This window comes from Microseira sp. BLCC-F43, from assembly GCF_041929235.1.
In the GTDB taxonomy this organism is placed as follows: Bacteria; Cyanobacteriota; Cyanobacteriia; order Cyanobacteriales; family Aerosakkonemataceae; genus Microseira.
Genome location: NZ_JBHFNP010000002.1, coordinates 95,099 through 114,747, shown reverse-complemented (window position 1 = coordinate 114,747; position 19,649 = coordinate 95,099). Strand labels below are relative to the sequence as shown.

16 protein-coding genes and 5 tRNA genes are annotated in these 19,649 nt (G+C 45.6%); 4 read left to right on the top strand and 17 right to left on the bottom strand.

Features of this window, described 5'->3' with window-relative positions; all coding sequences use genetic code 11:
- Window positions 1-280 precede the first annotated feature (280 nt).
- The 8 genes from ACE1CM_RS00610 to ACE1CM_RS00575 form a co-directional block, all read right to left on the bottom strand.
- Window positions 281-352 (bottom strand) — tRNA-Tyr (locus ACE1CM_RS00610).
- 2 nt (window positions 353-354) lie between these two features.
- Window positions 355-432: transfer RNA gene (locus ACE1CM_RS00605), tRNA-Val, on the bottom strand.
- Between the two features lie 26 nt (window positions 433-458).
- Window positions 459-530, bottom strand: a tRNA-Tyr gene (locus tag ACE1CM_RS00600).
- 2 nt (window positions 531-532) lie between these two features.
- A tRNA-Trp gene (locus ACE1CM_RS00595) sits at window positions 533-609 on the bottom strand.
- Window positions 610-700: 91 nt separating this feature from the next.
- Window positions 701-1,888 (bottom strand): SDR family NAD(P)-dependent oxidoreductase, encoded by a 1,188-nt coding sequence (locus tag ACE1CM_RS00590; protein WP_374875464.1) that lies wholly within the window; start codon window positions 1,886-1,888, stop codon window positions 701-703.
- Window positions 1,889-1,912: 24 nt separating this feature from the next.
- A complete protein-coding gene (locus tag ACE1CM_RS00585) occupies window positions 1,913-2,953 on the bottom strand; it encodes a pentapeptide repeat-containing protein (protein WP_374875463.1) in 1,041 nt (346 codons plus the stop codon).
- A gap of 829 nt (window positions 2,954-3,782) precedes the next feature.
- A complete protein-coding gene (locus ACE1CM_RS00580) occupies window positions 3,783-4,496 on the bottom strand; it encodes a PHP domain-containing protein (RefSeq protein WP_374875462.1) in 714 nt (237 codons plus the stop codon).
- 265 nt (window positions 4,497-4,761) lie between these two features.
- Window positions 4,762-5,979, bottom strand: coding sequence for a hypothetical protein (locus ACE1CM_RS00575; protein ID WP_374875461.1), 1,218 nt, complete (start codon window positions 5,977-5,979; stop codon window positions 4,762-4,764).
- A gap of 156 nt (window positions 5,980-6,135) precedes the next feature.
- Here ACE1CM_RS00575 and ACE1CM_RS00570 point away from each other — a divergent pair, with 156 nt between their 5' ends.
- Window positions 6,136-6,351, top strand: coding sequence for a hypothetical protein (locus tag ACE1CM_RS00570; protein ID WP_374875460.1), 216 nt, complete (start codon window positions 6,136-6,138; stop codon window positions 6,349-6,351).
- 20 nt (window positions 6,352-6,371) lie between these two features.
- Here the strand turns inward: ACE1CM_RS00570 and ACE1CM_RS00565 are convergent, their stop codons facing one another.
- The gene (locus ACE1CM_RS00565; RefSeq protein ID WP_374875459.1) at window positions 6,372-7,034 is read right to left on the bottom strand and encodes an L-threonylcarbamoyladenylate synthase; all 663 of its coding nucleotides are present in this window, start codon (window positions 7,032-7,034) and stop codon (window positions 6,372-6,374) included.
- Window positions 7,035-7,229: 195 nt separating this feature from the next.
- On the opposite strand from ACE1CM_RS00565, the gene larC reads away from it, so the two are divergent.
- The gene (gene larC / locus ACE1CM_RS00560) at window positions 7,230-8,489 is read left to right on the top strand and encodes a nickel pincer cofactor biosynthesis protein LarC (RefSeq protein WP_374875458.1); all 1,260 of its coding nucleotides are present in this window, start codon (window positions 7,230-7,232) and stop codon (window positions 8,487-8,489) included.
- A 278-nt stretch (window positions 8,490-8,767) separates the two neighbouring features.
- Window positions 8,768-10,510 carry a S8 family peptidase gene (locus tag ACE1CM_RS00555; protein WP_374875457.1) on the top strand — a complete coding sequence of 581 codons (1,743 nt, stop codon included), beginning with the start codon at window positions 8,768-8,770 and terminating at the stop codon, window positions 10,508-10,510.
- A gap of 315 nt (window positions 10,511-10,825) precedes the next feature.
- Here ACE1CM_RS00555 and ACE1CM_RS00550 read toward each other — a convergent pair whose 3' ends face one another.
- The 3 genes from ACE1CM_RS00550 to ACE1CM_RS00540 form a co-directional block, all read right to left on the bottom strand.
- Window positions 10,826-11,440: a DUF6658 family protein gene (locus ACE1CM_RS00550; RefSeq protein WP_374875456.1), complete on the bottom strand. Its 615-nt coding sequence runs from the start codon at window positions 11,438-11,440 to the stop codon at window positions 10,826-10,828.
- Between the two features lie 126 nt (window positions 11,441-11,566).
- Window positions 11,567-12,127 (bottom strand): DUF6658 family protein, encoded by a 561-nt coding sequence (locus ACE1CM_RS00545; RefSeq protein ID WP_374875455.1) that lies wholly within the window; start codon window positions 12,125-12,127, stop codon window positions 11,567-11,569.
- Window positions 12,128-12,533: 406 nt separating this feature from the next.
- Complete coding sequence (locus ACE1CM_RS00540; RefSeq protein ID WP_374875454.1) at window positions 12,534-12,809, bottom strand: WGxxGxxG family protein; 276 nt, start codon at window positions 12,807-12,809, stop codon at window positions 12,534-12,536.
- 292 nt (window positions 12,810-13,101) lie between these two features.
- On the opposite strand from ACE1CM_RS00540, the gene ACE1CM_RS00535 reads away from it, so the two are divergent.
- A complete protein-coding gene (locus tag ACE1CM_RS00535; RefSeq protein ID WP_374875453.1) occupies window positions 13,102-14,049 on the top strand; it encodes a UPF0104 family protein in 948 nt (315 codons plus the stop codon).
- A gap of 95 nt (window positions 14,050-14,144) precedes the next feature.
- Here ACE1CM_RS00535 and ACE1CM_RS00530 read toward each other — a convergent pair whose 3' ends face one another.
- The 5 genes from ACE1CM_RS00530 to murA all read right to left on the bottom strand — a co-directional run bounded on the left by ACE1CM_RS00530 (window position 14,145) and on the right by murA (window position 19,027).
- The gene (locus ACE1CM_RS00530; protein ID WP_374875452.1) at window positions 14,145-15,527 is read right to left on the bottom strand and encodes a hypothetical protein; all 1,383 of its coding nucleotides are present in this window, start codon (window positions 15,525-15,527) and stop codon (window positions 14,145-14,147) included.
- Between the two features lie 168 nt (window positions 15,528-15,695).
- Window positions 15,696-15,929: a hypothetical protein gene (locus tag ACE1CM_RS00525; protein ID WP_374875451.1), complete on the bottom strand. Its 234-nt coding sequence runs from the start codon at window positions 15,927-15,929 to the stop codon at window positions 15,696-15,698.
- 493 nt (window positions 15,930-16,422) lie between these two features.
- A tRNA-Leu gene (locus ACE1CM_RS00520) sits at window positions 16,423-16,506 on the bottom strand.
- The gene (locus ACE1CM_RS00515) at window positions 16,485-17,360 is read right to left on the bottom strand and encodes a M48 family metallopeptidase (protein WP_374875450.1); all 876 of its coding nucleotides are present in this window, start codon (window positions 17,358-17,360) and stop codon (window positions 16,485-16,487) included. The genes ACE1CM_RS00520 and ACE1CM_RS00515 overlap by 22 nt, the downstream gene beginning before the upstream one ends.
- Before the next feature lie 278 nt (window positions 17,361-17,638).
- Window positions 17,639-19,027, bottom strand: coding sequence for a UDP-N-acetylglucosamine 1-carboxyvinyltransferase (gene murA / locus ACE1CM_RS00510; protein ID WP_374875512.1), 1,389 nt, complete (start codon window positions 19,025-19,027; stop codon window positions 17,639-17,641).
- Window positions 19,028-19,649: the final 622 nt, after the last annotated feature.

Here is a 19,649-nt window from a genome sequence, read left to right as displayed (position 1 = left end):
TTGGGATAACTGCTCAAGACTTACCCAAAGAAACCCGGTTTCTCTGAAAAATGGGTCGAAACCCGGTTTCTGCCTTCATCGTGCGTAAGTCCTGTGCTTTTAGTTTGCACAAAACCTAACCCCCTTACCCCTTCCCTGGGAGAGAAAGGGAAATAATACAGCCGATTGCTTTTCGAGTGAAGGAAAGCCCCTTGTTGGCTTCGTTTGTGTAGCGGCAGCAAAAATGGCAGCCGCTACACAAACGAAGGTCTGCCCTGTGTCAGTATTGTACTGCCGGAAATAGCGACGACAGGACTTGCACCCGCATCTCCTGGTCTACTCCAAGGCATTCTCACCTTTAAACTACGTCGCCCTTGGCAGTGGACGGAATCAAACCGTCATCTATTTCGCGTTGTCATCGCGATCGCTTTACCATGATTAAGCTACACTGCCTAGTATTACTATTGTACTACAGAAAAAAGCGACGACGGGACTTGCACCTGCATCTCCTGGTCTACTCCAAGGCATTCTCACCTTTGAACTACGTCGCCCTTGGCAGTGGACGGAATCAAACCGTCATAATAATCGCGATGGAAGCCGCAATACGCTTTTCCATTAAGCTACACTGCCATTTAATATTTTAGATTGTAGATTGTAGATTTTAGATTGATTTTTACTTTTCTTAAATCTGCAATCTCAAATCTCAAATCTACAATTCCCCCTACCATTCTGTTTCAGCATAATCTTTGAAGAACTTGTTAAACAAATTGCGTCCTTCATTTAATCCTACAAATATGGGGTCGCAAATGCGGGAAGCAGCATCAATGACATCAAAAGGCGGTCGTTCTCCTCGTGCTTGCATTGATTTGACAATGGGATAAGGATGTTGAAAGCTAATCCAGCCAGGGTCAACACAATTCATAAAAATGCGATACTTGGCATATTCTTTGGCACAAGTGCGAGTCATCATGTGCAGCGATGCTTTTGCCATATTAGTGTGAGGATGTCGCTCAGGTTTGTCAATACCGTTAAATCTTCCTTCCATCGAGGAAACATTCACGATATATTTGCTATTTTCTGTAAATTTCGCCATCAGCTTTTTTAATCTGCTATTGATGATGAAAGGAGAAATAGCATTTATCACATGCACTTCCAATAATTCCAGAATGCTCACTTGATCGTCTTTCATCAGCCAACTATTAAACGGGCGCAAATCTAACTGTTGCCCATCTTCTGCGTACATTCCTAACGGGAAAAAAGCCTCGTCATCTTGCTCGTCTGGGGGGAGGAGGGAAGAGTGGGGCTCCCCCTCATTCAACCGAGAAATTACAATCGCATTCGCTTCATCACCCGATGTTTTAAGATAGTTTTTGTCATAAAAACTACCTAAAAATAGATTGTGATATCGAACAACCAAAGGCTGTATTTCTTCCGGCAACTGTGACAAACCTAAAGATTTACCTTCAATCAAATGGCGATAAAACGCAGCCGGACGGCGAATCGTTTGCGCGGCATTGTTAATAATAATATCCCAAGGAGGATAGAAATTAATCAAATGTTGGGTAAATTGCTCAACGCTGACAAGATGCCGCAAATCTAAACCGTAAATATGCAAGCGATGCTTCCAATCATAAAAATCCGATTCTTTCGCATATCTAAAAGCAGCATCGTGAGGAAAGCGCGTCGTAGCAATAACACTTGCACCCGCTCGGAGTAATTTCAAAACCACTGCATAACCGATATTAACTCTAGCTCGAGTAACCAAAGCAAATAAACCTTGTAAATCGGCGGTTTGATTGGGTTTATTGTAATTAACATCTCCACAATTTACACAGAGTCGTGAATAAAAAGAATGTTGAGAGGAAACATTAGTTTTACAGACAATACAACGTTGCTGCTGGTTCATCATAAATTTGGCTTACCCGCGATGTATTTATGTCAACCAACCCACTGAAGAAGAGCTTTGACCTGAAGAATATCTTTTGCCATTGGGCAGAATTACTCGTTGCATTTTAACCTTCCAGAAATCAGAGCCTTGGATATTAGCCTGGTGGAAATTAGCCCAGTCGAGGTTAGGGTTTTTCAGAGTAGCTTGACTAAGGTTAGCACCGCTGAGGTTAACTCGATTAAGGTTAGCACCTTCAAGATACGATCCAAAAAAGTTAATTCTACTGAGGTTAAGCTCACTCAGGTTAGCGCCCAACAAATACGCGCCTCTAAAATTTACCCTACTAACGTCAGCTTCAACAAATTGGGCGTTTACCAGGTTCGCTTTAATAAACTTAGACTGGCTTAAATTAGCTTTGCATAAATTCATCCCGATCAGATTTGCTTTGGTGAAATTAACTTTTAGCAGCTTAGCACCACAAAAGTTAAATTCCCTCAAATCCGTTCGGCTGAGATTTGCCCGATTTAGTTTGACTCCTTTGAGGATAGCTCCTTTTAAAATAGCGCCGTTGAGGTTAGCACCGCTCAAGTTTGCGCCGCTAAGATTTGCGCCGCTGAGGTTGGTTTTGTAGAGTTTAGCTTCTCTTAGATCTGCGCCTCTCAAATCTGCACCGCTGAGGTTACACTGTCTGAAATTAATTTTTCTCAGGTTCTTCCCTCTGAGGTTAATTCCACTAAAATCTACCTCGACGTATTCCCAGAGTACAGTATGCGATCGCCACTTATTCCAACTAACAACACCTTTCTCAAGTAGGGCGACTAATTCTGACTTGGTAGCAAAGCCTAAGCAAGCAAACAACCGCACTTGCTCTGGTTCATCATCTAGCGCCTGAATTATCAATTCTAAGCCTGCATCTCCATATTTTATTGCCTCGCTTAGCGCCGCAATTCGATGCTCTGCTACTTGACTTTTTAGCCTGTGTTTAACTCCTGCTATTCCTCCCAAAACCGCACCGCTTAACGGAGGTGGAGCAGTTTTGCCCAGTACAGCATCGGTGTTTTTAGGTTGATTAGGAGGCTCTGACATTGCTCGTTTTCTCCCGCCGTGCGATCGCCAGTTGTAAATTTTATATTACAATGTAGTATAAAATCGTGACCGGGCTGCTGCCTGGAATTGAGTAGTGAGTATAAAAATCCCAGTACCCCACCCCCATAAATCCCAGTACCCCAACCTAAAAATACTCGCACCCCTACCCCAAAGATTTTTGCAACATCTATCTGCTTGGGGTTTCCAGCCTTGAGTACAACCTTAATAAATTTAATTAAGATAGATCGAGTGCAACGAAATAACTCACCCATGGCAAGGCTGATAAAAAGGTAATAGATTCCAACAGAGAGATCAAAACAATTTGGGTAGTCTTATGTCACCGATAGAAACATTCTTCACCTTTAGCTGTGCTTCCATTGTTGCAGTCGCTGCACTAGCCACTTGGCTGCGCTTTACCGAGTGGCGTTCTAATGCAAAACAAAATTAAAATTTCTTTGGTGGAAGGACATAACCGAACAAGATCGGATGCGTAAAAATCTAATATGCCAATCTGCGAGTCAAAAAAAACACCCCTCTTCTTGCAGGAGAGGGGATGGGGGTGAGGTTTGACTCGCAGTTTCTTAGACAGGACTTATATCATGTCCAATAGCAACGGTTGTGTAACTGCTAATAGCTAATCGCTAATGGCTGCTGTGGAGGCTATTGAATTGTGAGCAATGGCTAGCAATTAGCAATTACCCATCCATACACTACCGATACCTAAGGACATGACGCAAAGAAACCGGGTTTCTCTAAAAAATCGTCGGTTTGGCAAGCAAAGATCCCAGCCAGAAACCGGGTTTCTAGGAATGCCCTTGCGTAAGTCCTATTAGAGGCGCGTCAACAAACTGCGACCGTGAGTATCCGTACCGCAGGTGCTAAGCAATCCATAAAATGCACTTAATTTCTGCATCAGTTGGGTTTGCTTGGGACTGGGACGCCAGGGGTTAGGATTATCGTAGGCGTAGTAAGTTTCAACTCCGTCGATGCCGAGTCTGGCAGCTTCGTGGATTAGGTCTTCAGGCGATCGCCGATATCGTGCCGGGTGCGCCAGTACCGCCAAACCGCCCGCAGCTTGGATAGCCCCAATCACGTTATCTGCCTTTGCTGCATCGCCCTTAGCACCCGAACCTTGCAAATAAGGTTGTAGCGATGGGTGTTTTGGATCGAAGGCATAACCGAGAATGTGGACATCTGTATTCAACAAATCGGCGTTAATTTCTACCCCCGTCCACAGGTGGGGAATTGGGTATTGGCAGCGATCTTGATACCATTGTTTCCACTCTTGTAGCCAGCAACTCGCTTGCAGATAGCCGTTTACGCTGTGGTGATCGGTAATGGCAAGCCCTTGCAAACCGTTGGCTACTGCTTGCTCGATCAACTCCTGGGGTCTCAGCTTACCATCCGAGGCGATCGTGTGCATGTGAAAATTATACGAACGCGGACAGCTTTCTGGATCGATTGTCTCGAACACCTGTTTGAGTGCCGATACATCTCGTGCTGCTGCTTGGGTTGACTCTAAGGGTTGAAGATTAACTGCCATAACCGCCATAGAATTTTGCTGGGATTGTCTACTATAGTCCAACCCAACCGCAGCAAGGTGTCAGTGTGGCAAAGACTGCCACGACAAGTTATGCGCCCTTGACGATGGGCTGACTAGAACTAACTGTGTATAAGTGTTAAGACTAAGTTAGCAAAATTAAATACTATAAGCACAAACGTATTTATACCTAATTTCAATCTGAGTCATAAGTGGTAATGGGTAATGGGATAAATCCCATTACCCATTACCCGTATCCTGTGAGGTTTCATATTGTTTGACCCGCAGTACTGCTGCTGTTACGGACTTGCCAAGCTTTGTCTAATAATTGCGACCAGCGCTTTTGCACCTGTTTGGGCGTCCATTTGAGTAGGGATGCGATCGCGCGATCGGTTTCTGACTCGCGTTTTAGCTGCAACAGTTGCCGCAGGGGCGGTTCGAGTTGTTGCCAAAAGCTTTCCCACTGTTTTTCATTCATCCCCAGCTTTTCATCCAGATCGGCACCCAACCACTGATGTACCAATTGCCACTCTTGCTGGCGGGCGAATTTTTCTACATGGTACTTGAACCGCTGTTGTAGGTAGTCGCGCTGACGGGGTTTTAAGCCTAGAATTTCGTCAATCTCTTTCGCAGACAGGTCTTGCAACTTTAAAATCAAATAATCTACGCAATCAGACTGTTTTTGATCTGCCAGGTATTTGATTAAGGCTTCAATCACACGATCGCGCAACACCGACTCGGTTGGATCGACTGCCTCGGATACCATCGAAGCTCGTACTTGCTGCATCGCCGATGAGTTCCCATGCGCTTGCGCTTCGTCGCTTTTGGGAGATTCGGCAGCCAGTTCCATATCCATCGTCGTTTCCGCAGGCTGGCGGCGGGCAAACCCTTGCGCCCTCAACACAATTAGCTGCTGCGAACCACCGCTGCAAAGTCCGATCCGACGACGAGCATATTGTTCGGTAAAAGTCAAGTACTCGGCAATTTGGAGTTGGGTGCGAGGAGTGTAGTTGGCAGCGGTTTGATTTTCGCGGCGGAAAGCCGAGAGGGACTCGATGTAGAAGTTTTGCAGGAAGTCTTCTAGCATGTGATAGCGACCTTGGAAGCTAGAGGGGGATCGCATCGGTGTCATATAGCGATAAACCATCGCACCCAGCGTGCTGTGCAGTTCGATGCGCGCCTGTTTCGCACCGAGGTGATAGTACTTGAGACACTTGGAAATGCGGTGCCGCGCCAAACCAAGTTGCCAAGAACCGATACAGCCAGATTTTTGGATGCGGGGACTAGCAGCGCAAATGCGATCTACTTCCTTAGCAATGCGAGTAGCAACCGCTTCAATAGTAGAAGAATCCAACCCAATTTCTGTTTGTAGTTCTTTGGCGAGGAGATGGGCGAGAACATCTACATCGAATGCGGTGGCGATCGCTGGTTCGTTGATATTGTTATAAGCGGACTCTAGGGAAAAATTTGTATATGTAGCTTTCATAATTTCACCTACCTGTGGGACGCAGCACCTAGTCAGCCAATTGCGGAAAGCGAGTCACTTAACTGTCTCTACACTTTGACTTTAGGGCTTGATCAATAGCCACGGGTAAGGCGATGTGGCACTGTTATAAGCTGGCAAATTTAGGTAAAAAATACTATGGCTCCCCCTGGCAGAGGTGCTGGGGATGCAAGCAGGCTCAACCCCAATATGGGTGGGAGTTTTGGGCATTTAGAGACGGTGACTTCGCACCACAACCGTCCTCCCATTCACCCCGCCTGGGAGTGGACAATCGAACAACTGGTTCAAAAACGTTTTGTGATACGGATTTTAAATTTGAGAACGGGTAGTTACCTTTTCTCGCTTGATGGGTGAGTCTAACCCCCCAAGCCTCCCTATAATTGCATAGCCGCCATAGCCTCCCAACCCAGTCCCTGACGTACCACCACCGGATCTTCTCCCGTTAAATCCAGAATCGTTGAGACTTCAAAACCCGGTTCCGAACCATCGTCCACCATGACATCCACCAGTTTGTGCATACTGTCAAACAGTTCCTCCTTGGAGTAAAAGCCGTTGATTTCCCAGTTATCTGCCGAGGTTGTTTCATCCTCGCTAACTAAATGAGCTGAAGTAGAAATAATCGGATTGTCTAACGCCTGCAACAGCGCCTGACACACCGGATGGTCTGGCACTCGAATCCCGGTAGTTTTGCGCTTGGGATTCATCACTAGCTGGGGGACTAACTTGGTTGCCGGTAGCAGGAACGTGTACGGACCAGGTATTAAATGCTTCATCATCCGATAAGCAGAGTCGGTTACCCAAGCGTAGGTTGCCACATCGGATAAAGACGGACACAAAAACGTCAGCGGCTTATCATTCGATAGCTGTTTAATCCGCCTCACCCGTTGTACGGCGGATTTAGATTTGAGATCGCAACCGATGGCATATACCGTATCGGTAGGGTACAGCATCACTGCTCCTTCCTGAAGGGCTTCCTTAATTTGTTCTATACTGCGAGCTTGGGGTGTATCCGGATGAACCCTGTAAATTGTAGCCATTGGAACCTCGACGGGTAACTGTCATAGCAGATATTACCGACAAGTGGTTGTGGTTGTCTGTAAGGGGAAAAACAAAAATTTTGCAATCTATCGTTAGACAGAAAAACTTCTTTGATCTGTGGCAAAATTGGAATGGAAACGTTGCTGCGAACTCTGCTGTAAGCGGATTAAATATAGCTGAATCAGCTTTCTATTATGAACAAACTCGCCTACCTCGAATGTCCCACCGGCATTGCCGGTGATATGTGTTTGGGAGCGCTGGTAGATGCTGGTGTTCCAATTGATTACATAGTAGAAAAGCTCAGCAGTTTGGGCATCGCCCACGAGTATGAATTACGAGCTGAACAAGTAAAACATAATGGTCAACAAGCCACAAAAGTGCATGTTGAACTATTAGACCATCACCACCATCACCACCACCACGAGGGACACGCCCACGTCCACGGACGCTATCTGCCAGAAATTGAGCAAATGATTAGCAGCGCCAAATTGCCAGCGCGGGTGGAAGGGATGAGTTTGGCAGTATTTCGTAAACTGGCAGATGCCGAGGGTGCAGTACACGGAATTTCGCCAGAAAAAGTTCATTTCCACGAAGTTGGTGCGACGGATGCAATTGTAGATATCGTCGGTACTTGTTTGGGATTAGATTGGTTGGGAATAGAACAACTTTATTGTTCCGCAATGCCAACAGGTGGCGGGACAGTAAAAGCCGCCCACGGTGTAATGCCGGTGCCAGTGCCAGCGGTATTAAAATTGTGGGAAATCAGGGGAGGCGTACCAGTTTACAGCAACGGCATTGAGAAAGAATTGTGTACCCCTACCGGAGTTGCAATCGCCACCACCCTAGCCACCGCCTTTGGTTCCCCACCACCCATGACCATCCAGCGCGTCGCCAAAGGTGCAGGAACCATACAATTACCCATTCCCAACATCCTGCGATTATGGCTAGGGGAATCTACCAACGACCAATTACCAATTCCCAATTCCCAATTACCAATTCCCAATTTAGAAACCATTTCGGTGTTGGAAACCCAAATTGACGACTTGAGTCCGCAAGCGATCGCATACACCTTTGACGCCTTATTTAATGCCGGTGCATTAGATGTTTTTTCCCAACCTATCGTGATGAAAAAGTCAAGAGCAGGAATACTCTTGACAGTTATTTGTTATCCTGAAAAACTAGCGAAGTGCGAAGCAGTTTTATTTCAGGAAACAACAACTTTAGGAATTCGCCGCTCGACTCAGCAACGAACTATTTTGCCACGAGAAATTCATCAGGTGCAAACGCCTCTGGGCGAAGTGCGCGTCAAAGTTGCTTATCACCAAGGTTCTCTAACCAACGTCCAACCCGAATACGAAGATTGTGCAGCATTGGCAAAGCAACATCAAAAAAGTTGGCGCGAAATTCATCGCCTAGCTTTACAAAGTTGGTACAAACAAATTGGTAATTGGTAATTGGTAATTGGATTCATTGGCAGTAGGGGGGTTTAACGAGGCCATCACCAAAGTTTCGACCTATATCTCTTTCCTTGCTCAACAATTTTTCACAGAAACAAAGGTGATTTCCACAGATTGATTGGTAAAACCCGCCCCTACTTTTGACAATTACCCTCGTTTCCCAGGCGGTCGCCTGGGAACGCCATTACCAGCGCCAAGGGATGTAACTAACAACTTGAGTTATTAGACCCCTAGTAAAAGGCATACTGGATTGTCCAGTATGTAGGAGATTTCTTATGTCAACTATTTCCTCCTCCACATCTCAACCTATCGCTCTGGAAAACCTCTTTTACCCAGATTTTTATGACGACAATAGTCTAGATTTGGCTGGTTTTAGCGATTGGCAAGCATTACAGCAATCGAGAAATTACAGTCTAGCCGCCGGAGAAAATTTCTCGCCATTAGTCGATAGCAAGGGGGTTTTAACCAGATTGAATTATCCCCAATCTTTGGATAGATCCGGGAGCGATCAATTGGATAAAACCTCTGCTTTTATTGACCTTAATTTAGCAAAAAATAATAATATTCACCTGATAAATCAACCCTTGAGTTTTGGTTTAAACCAAGGTCAAGCTGCTTCTCGCTTGGTAGAAGAACGGCAGAATTTCAGCTCTTCTGGTTTGAATGAAAAACCTGCTTTATCCCAGCATCCTTTTAATAGTAACTTTGGCTATGGTTTGGTCGATGCCGCAGGGGCGGTAGCTGCCGCCATTGGAAGAAGTCCTTTTGCCGAAGTCTCCGCTCTAGGAGGAAATAATTGGGGATTGGATGCAATTAAAGCGCCAGAAGTTTGGCATCAGGGATACACGGGACAGGGAACTGTAGTCGCTGTAATTGATACGGGAGTTGACTACACCCATAGGGATTTGGATAACAATATTTGGGTTAACCCAAAAGAAATTCCTGGAAACAACCTGGATGATGACGGCAATGGTTTTGTTGATGATGTCCGGGGTTGGGATTTCGTAAATGATGATAGCGCTCCGATGGATGAACAAGGACACGGCACTCACGTAGCGGGAATAATTGCAGCAGAAAATAATGGCTTTGGCACAACTGGAGTCGCTTTTAATGCCAAAATTATGCCCGTGAGAGTGTTAGGCGAATCGGGAGGGTCTCAATCAGATATTGCTGCCGGAATTCGTTATGCTGTCGATAACGGTGCTGATGTAATCAACCTGAGTCTGGGAGGGGATTTTACTTCTGCTCAAGAAGCTAACGCGATTAGATATGCTGCTGAAAAAGGCGTTGTCGTTGTGATGGCAGCAGGCAACGAATCTAAATCCCAACCTGTATATCCAGCTCGCTATTCTACCAATTATGGAATTGCTGTTGGGGCAGTCAATAGAAATAATCAGATGCCTGGGTTTTGCAACAAAGCTGGAACTACAGAGTTAGATTATGTAGTTGCCCCTGGAGTTAATATTTACTCTACCTGGACGGGTAATAATTATGAATTCGCCACTGGTACGTCGATGGCTTCACCTTATGTTGCGGGTGTCGCTGCTTTGATTTTAAGTGCCAATCCCAATCTGTCACCGGCGCAGGTAGAAACAATCCTGACTTCAACAGCTAATTCGACAATCGTGCAGTCTGCTGGTGCAAATTCAACAGCAGCAAAAGGTTTAAAATCTAGTGCGGCAATGGTCGATAGCTTAACTGGAAATACTATCGATGCTGATTTTGATAGTTCTAGTTTGGCAGATGCTGCTGCGAAGGATTTTAATCTAGATCCAGTGACCTGTGCGGCGGCGCTCAAGCACCTACTACGAACGGGTGGGAGCGGGCAAAATACTGCTGAAAATGAGATTGCACCCAATACATATCCACAGCTACTGGCAAACGAGATCTCACCTGGGGGTGTACCCTGTATTGCCGCCAATTTCAAAAATAGTATCAATCTACCCCTCGAAACTGGTGTAGCTTCCATCCCGCTGGATTTTTGGGATAATTCTACCGGCTATATTCCCGAATTCTAAATGTAGGGTGCGTAAGCGTTGCGTAACGCACCACCAACACTAAGTCCTGTTTTGCTACCCAATCCCAGATAGAACAGGACTTACGCAGCGATACCATATCTGGTGGAAATGGTGCGTTACACTCGGTTAACGCACCCTAAATATAGAGATGTTGCATAAGTCCTGTAGAAATGTTTAGCGTCCCATCGCAAAAAGGAAATTTATCATACATAAAATCCCCACCAGAACCTGTAAGATCGGTGGGGGAACCTAAGCTATTGAATCCAAAATGAGGCTAAATTCAAGTTGAGTTTTCGGTGCTAAATAGCGAGTGGATTAATCCAAGCGATCCAATTCGCGGGATTTGTCTTTAGCATAGCTAGAAACATCATCCGCAGCTTGCTGAGCTTTATAAGCTGCATCTTGAGCATTTTCCTTCACGTTAGATGCTGCTTGCTTGGCACTACTTTTCACACCATAAGCGGCATCTTGAGTGTTTTCTTTGATGTTTTCAAGTCCCCGCTGAGTGCCCTTAGTAACTCCTTCGGTTACTTCTTTAACAGAAGAGCCTATATCCTCACCAAGGTTTTCAATTCTTTCGCCAAGAGGCGTGCCTGAACGGTAATTGCGAAAGTATTGTTCGGGGTTGTCAGCGCGCTTTTGGAGATTTTGTTCAGCTTTCTTTTCCAGATAACTTGCCTTCTCTTCAACTCCCGTTCTGTCAGCTCTGGGATCGACATCGCTAAATTGATTCATCCCACCTTCGCGGGGATTAGTGATGGCATTTTTAGGCACGTATTGTTCGGGATATGCCTTGGTATCTAGAGCTTTGGCTTGCACTGAGTTACTGGGGCTACAAGCAGTCGCGAAAAATAAGAAACTGCTTGCCAAAAACACCGTAACAATCCGGAAAATACGCAGATTTTGCCAAAAATAAATGATTCGTTTCATCGGAATATTTCCTCCCTTTTTTGAGTTTTGTTAGAGTTTAACTGCCAACGCATTCGCGCGCAAATCCATCTTTAATTAAGTAACCGATTGTTGCCTTCTATTTCACAGAATCAGCCAAAACCTCGATTACTTATGCGTTTTGGGTACAGTGTTTATAGGTTCGCCTCCTTTTTGGATTTCTTCAGATTTATCTGTTAAGAATTCAGACGCTTCTGAGAAAGCTTCCTGAACTTTTTCCAGCCGGTCGCTGATGCGATCTCCTAAATTTTCCTGGCGCTGAATCAGCCCGCCCGGTTGAGGTTTTTCTGCGTCTTTTGCAGTTTTAATCGGTAATTTTTTTCCATTCTCGAACGTACCTGCCGGTGCTTCAGCCCCTGGATAAAGTAGCTCTTGATGCTGAGAATCGGCAATCAGCCGCTCGGAATTAAGCTGTAAATCTGCCCGATCTTTACCAGTTTGGTTGTTAATGCGAGGGTCGGTAGATGAATTAAAATTGGTGTAACCATCTCCACCACCTTTGTAAGGGTTGTTTGCCCCACCCGCTTGCACTGGAGGGTTGTTCGGACGCGCCCCTCTGGCATCACCAGGGTTACAAGCGGTGCTAAGAAATAGCAACGCACCTGCTAAAAACACAGTCAATATTTTACGCAGTTGCAGTTTTTTAAATAACCCAGTCAACTGTTTCATGGCTTCCTCCCATATTTTTATCCAACGCTTGTTAAGGATAGAAAAAAAATCAAGATTAATTCCTCTAGCTGAGGTCGCATTATTGTGAAGGCAAACCAGAATTTTTTTCTAACTTTAGAGAGAGAATGGTAGCGCAACTAGCTAAAGGAATAAAACTAAAAAATACAGGTATTTAAACAAAAAACCAGTCGCAAAAATACCTGGTGAAATATTTATTAAGTAATCGAAAGAAGGCTCTAGGCAAAACTCCTAAAGCCTTCTTGCTAGATATGCGATATGCCTCCCTTCCGCACTCGCGTTCGCCCGCCAGCAATCACAGCGCATTCCCAAGCTTGGCGGTTGACTTTTTACAGGACTTACCCAGAGAAACCGGGTTTCTGACCTCCGAAGTGGGTAAGTCCTGTTTTTAGAACCGCTGACCGGGAGTACCCACTTCATTGGGTTCGCGGTAACGCGCGGGTTCTTCGCGCTTCTTGGCTAAACCAGCCAAACCGATTAAACCCAGCAATCCCAGCCAACCCCAATCAAAGCCGCGGTCTTCGGTGCCATATTGGGTCCCGGCGCGACGGTCGGTGTCTACTGTATTGGGATTGGTCGTCGTTTGAGCAGATGCGGGTAAAACGGCGGGGACGCTCAAACTCAAGGCGAGAAGGCTAGCTCCAACAAATTTAGAGAATTTCACAGTCAAGTTTCCTCCTTCTGTTTTAAAATCCCTGAAGATTCTTTGCTACAACTGTTATGGTGTGTGAGGGTAGGCAAGTGAGCGAGTCAACAAAACAACTCTTATTTATTACCTTATTGATTGGCAGTAAAACTACAATCATCCTGCGGCTAGAAACTTAGAATTTCTTAGACTATCACTAGAGATATAGACATCCCGCCCAGAGAGATTTACACCTGCACCAGGCGTTCTCTTCCCCTGTGTTTTAGGAGCGGCTCAACGCCAGTAGTAAAACTTTTACATCCCTGTCAAAATGAAGCAAATTATTTCATCTCTAAAGCCTTACCTGCGCTGGGTAATTATAGGCGGGACGCTGTTTTTTTTGGTCAAAACTTTTAAGGATAACTGGCAGGAAGTCGCTACAATCCGGATTACCAGTGCTGGATGGACAAATCTAGCGATCGCTTGGTTGGTCACTTTACTCGCTCACGTTTGGTCTGGTTGGGTTTGGAGTTGGATTCTCAGGGAATTAAACCAACCTTTGAGCGGACCTTGGGGTGTCCGAGTTTACCTGATGACCAATTTTGCTAAGTATTTACCTGGTAATATTTGGCATTTTTACGGACGAGTGAGAGCGGTTAAAACTGCTGGTGCTTCGGGAGGTGCTGCTACTTTAAGCGTGTTGTTGGAACCGCTGCTAATGGCGGCATCGGCGTTATTGATTGCTTTAATTTGTATCCAGTTTGTCGGGATTGGGTTACCCCAGCAATACAGATGGTTGCAATTTCTCGGTTTACCCGCAGTGCTGATGGCGGTTCATCCCTGGAGTTTGAACAAAGCGATCGCTTTGATGGGTCGTTTGAAGCTTCAGTCACAAGATTCTAACCCGCCTCATGGTACTGGTTTCAAAATGGAACATTATCCCCTCATACCTTTACTGGGAGAATTGGGTTTTGTCGGACTGCGAAGTGCTGGTTTTTTGTTTACTTGGATCGCCCTCCAACCTGTGGATCTCAACCAGATGATTTTGATTTTAGGGGATTTTAGTTTGGCTTGGATGTTGGGTTTGATTACACCGGGCGCGCCGGGAGGTATTGGTGTGTTTGAAGTGACGGCGATCGCTCTCCTCGATCGATACTTTTCTGATGGTCTTATCCTCAGCGTCGTCGCCTTCAACCGCTTGGTCAGTATTTTAGCTGAAGCTGCCGGTGCTGCACTGGCTTTGCTGTACGAACGTTGGTTTCACCAGACAATTGATTAAAAAGTAACGCCAGTTGCTAATTGCTAATTGCTAATTGCTAATCTAGCATTTTTCCTGATTGAGCCATTAGCCATTAGCCGCTAGCAGAGAGATAACTACCAACTTGATCCAGTGATTTTCTCTGACCAATATTCATAATTTTCGGCTTTTTTATCTTCCTTTAACTGGGAAAAAATTCGGTATCTATCCAGAGCCAAGCAGGAATTATTCCCAGCAGCATTAGTATTTGGCATCTGGACTAAATTGTATTCAACATCTTCCGTATAAATTGCCAATGTTACGTTTAAAATTTCTAAAAAATTAATTAACCATTCGCATTCGTCTTCTGGATATTTTTCGTAGTATTGGATCGCGACTGCCAGACAAGCTTCTAAATGCGCCCGCACGTTCTTACAAATTAGTACCAGTTTTACTAAAACCACCACTAAATTTAGTGCGTGTCCTTGGGTCAGCAATAAAATGAATAGCTCAGAAGGTTCTTTCTTATTATTTTTAATTAAATATTCTATGACTCGATTACAAGTTCGGTATATTAATGAATTATCCAAACTTTCTTCATCATAATTTTCATAAATCCTTTCTAATTTACCTGCCATATTTTTACTTAAAGCCTTAGCAAAATTTTCATTTCCTACATCAAATATCAAATATTTTATCAGGTTTTTCTTAAAATCCTTATAGTTTATATTTTGATTTTGTTTAACAAAAATATGTGCTAGGTTTGTATAGCTAAATGCGCCACGCCTGAGTACAATCGCTTTCACCAGAGGCAAAACTTCATCCCCCAATCCAGTTGGATTTTTAATCCTGTGGTTATTAGCAACAGCAGATTGAGAACGAGCGGTGTACATAGCTAGTTCAAATTTAAACTGCTCTTTCAATTGCTGCGAAAAGATTTTTGCAGCTGACCGCTGTTCTACTGGATTATTCAAATCCACATATTGAGGGACTAATAGGTAAGAAGTGAAGCGATTTGTCCAATGGGAGCTTACATTGTATTTTGCCACAAACAAATTAAGTTCTTGATAGTCTTTGCTCTTAATAAAATTAACTATCCATTTTGGCAGACGGTCTAAGGTTGGCGAGCCAGTTTTTTCACCAATCTTATATTCAATGAAGATTTTAATTAGAGCGTGAATCCCTTGATATTGCCGGGTAGCATACCAGTTATTGATCAGAATATAACAAGATCGCTTCAGGGTATTTCTAAACTCTAATTCATCATTCCCCAACATCAGTTCAGAGATAGCAATCAGCGCTTTTGAGTAACGGATTCCTCCAGAATAAATAAATATATTTTTAAATTCTTGCACCACCTCATCAGGATGTTTTCTCTTAACGCTATCTAATAAATATTCGTAAATAATACTTTGGTTTTTTTGAATATGTTGAGTTTTTTCAAGCTGAATCATATCCTTTGTATGAGGAGCATTTGGTTCCTCGTTATCTAAAATTTCAAGTAATAATGATTGCGTCATTTTCCTGTAATTAGGCGTTTATAACCTAGATGTAAACCTGAATCAACTTGAGAGCATTTAGCTATTTTTGATTTTAAATTATTTTAGCTGCAAATAGGCGTGAAACTACTCACCCAAGCGGGTTATAGATATAGGATGCTTTGGCGACAAAACGCCGTGCCAGCTAAATCAGCACTTACGCAAAAAAACTTTGGCGATCCGAAAAATCGTGGGTTGAAAGTCGCGAGATTGACGCATCACCTTTGTTTTTGACGCCGCGTGCGTCAGTGCTTTAAATGCAAAACTATGCACGTAACCTTGACAATTTAGAATTTGGCGACCTCGTTCGCCGAGTCGCCCATTCGTGCTGTGATGATAACCTCCGAATGCTTCTTTCAGATAAATTAGCAGCTGAAAATCCATTTGTAAAGATATGATTAAGCGAACCAAGTAGGTTGCCGTTTTTCTTTAAATGTACAGGACTGACGCAGCACGAGGCCAGAAACTCGGTTTCGACCGTCGATCTCTGGTTACCAAACCCACGATTTTTCGTAGAAACCGGGTTTCTTTGTTTAAGTCCTAATGTACTTGACAAAAGCTATTGACATACCCATTAAAAAAGGGTCGGTTCACAAACCGACCCTTCTGTAGTTATGGGGGTGGTGGGACTTAAACCCACAAATTTACGGCAATCCCACGAAAAACCAACCCTTTCACTCACCCTGCAAATGCAATCCTTTATGTTCCGGCGGTTATCTACCCAAGCTAAAGACGAAACACTATTCGGAAGTAAACTGAGGGGGTCGTCCTGGGCACTTTGTATAACCTGAGTTTGAGACAAAAGTGAGAGAGAATGCCGGTTTAAGCAGGGAAGCTAAAGGCTGAATTGCCCAACCGCACACCTGATATTTAAACATGGGCGGGAAGAGAATCGAACTCTTATTCCCTCGCGGGAGGTAGATTTTGAGTCTACTGCGTCTACCAGTTTCGCCACCCGCCCTTGGGTGAAGCTTTACCATTATACACCATTTCTCCGTTTTGCAACAACAATTGATATTCTTTACTGCTCGCCCAGCGATCGATTTCTCTGGCTCGCAGTACCGGCACCGGGTGAGTCAGGGCGCTTGTTTGCGCCTGCTTGAGCATTTCGCCCAATTCGTTGTTGCTGATATTGTCGTAGGCGCGGGCTTGGGCTAAAAACGCTTCTAAGTTCAATTGGGGGGCTAAAGTCGGCGAACCGCCTGCTAGCTTCATCAGGACAGAACTGACGACTTTGGGGTTTTGGGTAGCGAGTAACGCGGCGCGATCGCAGGTAAACTCAGCACAGCGCAACCACCGTAACATTTGTTCCCGCATCCCTTGCGCCACGATTCCCCCCCAATTGGGAAGTTGTCCGGCTGCCAGTACAATTAAATTCGCGATCGTCAAGTAAACCCCATGCTCGCACTTGAGGTGTCCCAACTCGTGAGCAATCACCGCTTGAATTTCCTCCGGCACGAGCAAGTCAATTAAAGACGTGTGCATGACGATAAACGGCTGTTTCCCCCGCATCGCAAACGTGTAAGCATTGGGAACCGGATGTTGGCGCACGTAGAGTTGGGGCGGTTCCAAATCCAAAATTTGACAAGCTTCCAGCAGCAGCTTGTGTAACTGGGGCAGTTGTTTTTCTCCCACCAACACGCTTGCCGCAATATTTTCCAGATAGAAAAACTGTTCTGCCACTGGCCCCAACAAATTGCGTACCATCACATCAAGGCCAGATAATTGCTTAATCGCCTGAGTTGCCTCTAAATCCAGAGGATGGCGAAATTGGTCTGCTTTTAAACCGATCAGCGGCGTCTTAGGGAAATACATGTATCGTTTTTCAGATCTGGGTGCTTGAACTTGGTTGGTTGCGACGCGGAGAATCGCAGCCAGTTGCTTCTAGAGATCTTAGTTCATCAGCTGAGAAACCGGGTTTCTGCATAGATCCAGGACTTACGCACGACGAGAAAAGAAACCCGGTTTCTTTGGCGAAAACCTGCGGAATTCTCTTTTTCTTCTTCTTTGCGTCCTACCCTTCTTCGCGGTTCATTTCAAAGCCCCTCCCCGTGTCGGGGAGGGGCGATCCAACTGCCGATTTAAGTTAGCGTTTAGCCAACTTTATCAGTTTGAGCCACCAGAGGCGCATCGGCTTCAGTTTCTACCTCAGCTGGAACGCGCTTAATTTTTGCTCCCAGTTTTTGCAGTTTCAATTCCAGGCTTTCATAACCCCGGTCGATATACCGCAATCCTTGGAGAGTCGTTTTGCCTTCCGCCGCCAATCCTGCCAACACCAACGCCGCACCGGCGCGGAGGTCAGTTGCCATGACGGGGGCGCCGGATAGGAAAGGCACGCCTCGGATGACGGCGTTGTTACCTTTGACGCGGATATCTGCCCCCATGCGGTTCAACTCGGCGACGTGGCGCAAGCGGTTCTCGAACACGGTTTCGGTAATGATGCTATTGCCTTCGCACAGGCATAGCAGCGACATGAATGGTGCTTGCAGGTCCGTGGGGAAACCGGGATAGGGTAAAGTTTCGATATCCGTTGGCACGTGAGCGTTTGCCCCCTGGATGCGCAGGCAATCTGGTGCTTCGACGATAATTTTAGCGCCGATGGCTCGCAGTTTTGCGATCGCTGCCGTTATATGATCCGGCACCACTGACGATAAAATGATTTCCGAGCGCGTAATTGCTCCTGCGACTAAAAAAGTTCCCGACTCAATCCGGTCTGGTATGACGCTGTAGTCGGTAGAATGCAGGCTCTTAACGCCATCGATAATGATGGTATTAGTTCCTGCGCCGCGAATGCGCGCCCCCATTGCACGGCATAAATTAGCCAAATCTACAACTTCTGGCTCTTGTGCCGCGTTTTCGATCGTGGTTTCTCCGTCTGCTAGCGTTGCCGCCATCATCAACGTTTCCGTCGCCCCAACGCTGGGGTAATCCAGGTATATATTGGCACCTTTCAACCGGCGATTGCTACCGGGGATGTAGGCATTCACCATCCCGCGATCGATTTGCACATCTGCCCCCATCGCTTGCAGACCCCGCACGTGGAGATCCACGGGTCTGGCACCGATGGCACAACCCCCCGGTAGGGGAATTCTGGCTACCCCAAGTCTTGCCAATAGCGGCCCAATTACAAAGAAACTAGCGCGCAGCTGGCTGACTAGCTCGTAAGGCGCTTGGGATTGTCCGATGTCACGAGCATTGATGTCTAAAATATCACCGTGTCGCTCTACCTTCACGCCCAAGGCTGCCAGAATTAGAGCCAGACGATGCACGTCCACCAGTGAGGGAACGTTACGAAGGCGACAATCATCCGGGCAGAGTAAGGCACCTGCCATGAGCGCGAGGGCAGAGTTTTTCGCCCCACTGATTTGGACGTGACCTTGCAGCGAAGACCGCCCCCAAATTTGCAAAACGGATTGGTCTTCTTCTGGCAAAGCGTGAGTTTCGGTTAGGTTAAGTGAGAAAGTAATTGTCTTACCCTCCACAATCAAGGGACAATTTCAGATTTCTGGAAATTTGGTTTAGATTCTACCCGAAAGATGTCAGTTGTCTAGTGTTTTGCTCAAAAAGGTCTTGGCTAATGGCTAATGGCTAATGGCTAATGGCTAATGGCTAGGCTGGATCTGCACCCTCCCTGTTTAACGAGATATTTCGTGTTTGCGCCCCCATTGCACGGCATAAATTAGCCAAGTTCCACTCAATGGTTGGTAAAACCCGCCCTTACTGGTGGTTCGGAGTTAGGGGCTTCTTTAACGAGATCGGGACTTACGCAACGTCTCTATACGTAGGGTGCGTTAACGCAGTGTAACGCACCATCTCCCCCATATCTAGAGTTGCTGCGTAAGTCCTGGAGATATTTCCTGCTTCCACAAATTGGTTGGTAAAACCCGCCCTTACTGGTGGTTCGGAGTTAGGGGCTTCTTTAACGAGATACAGGACTTACGCAACTACACTAAATATGCTATATGGTGCCTGACTCTGCTCGAAGAGAGCACCCTACATATAGAAACTTGGCGTAAGTCCTGGTTCCACAGATTGGTTGGTAAAACCCACCCCTACAACCAGGCTGCCAAAAATCCCATTCCCCCCTGTTGACAAATCAGATTA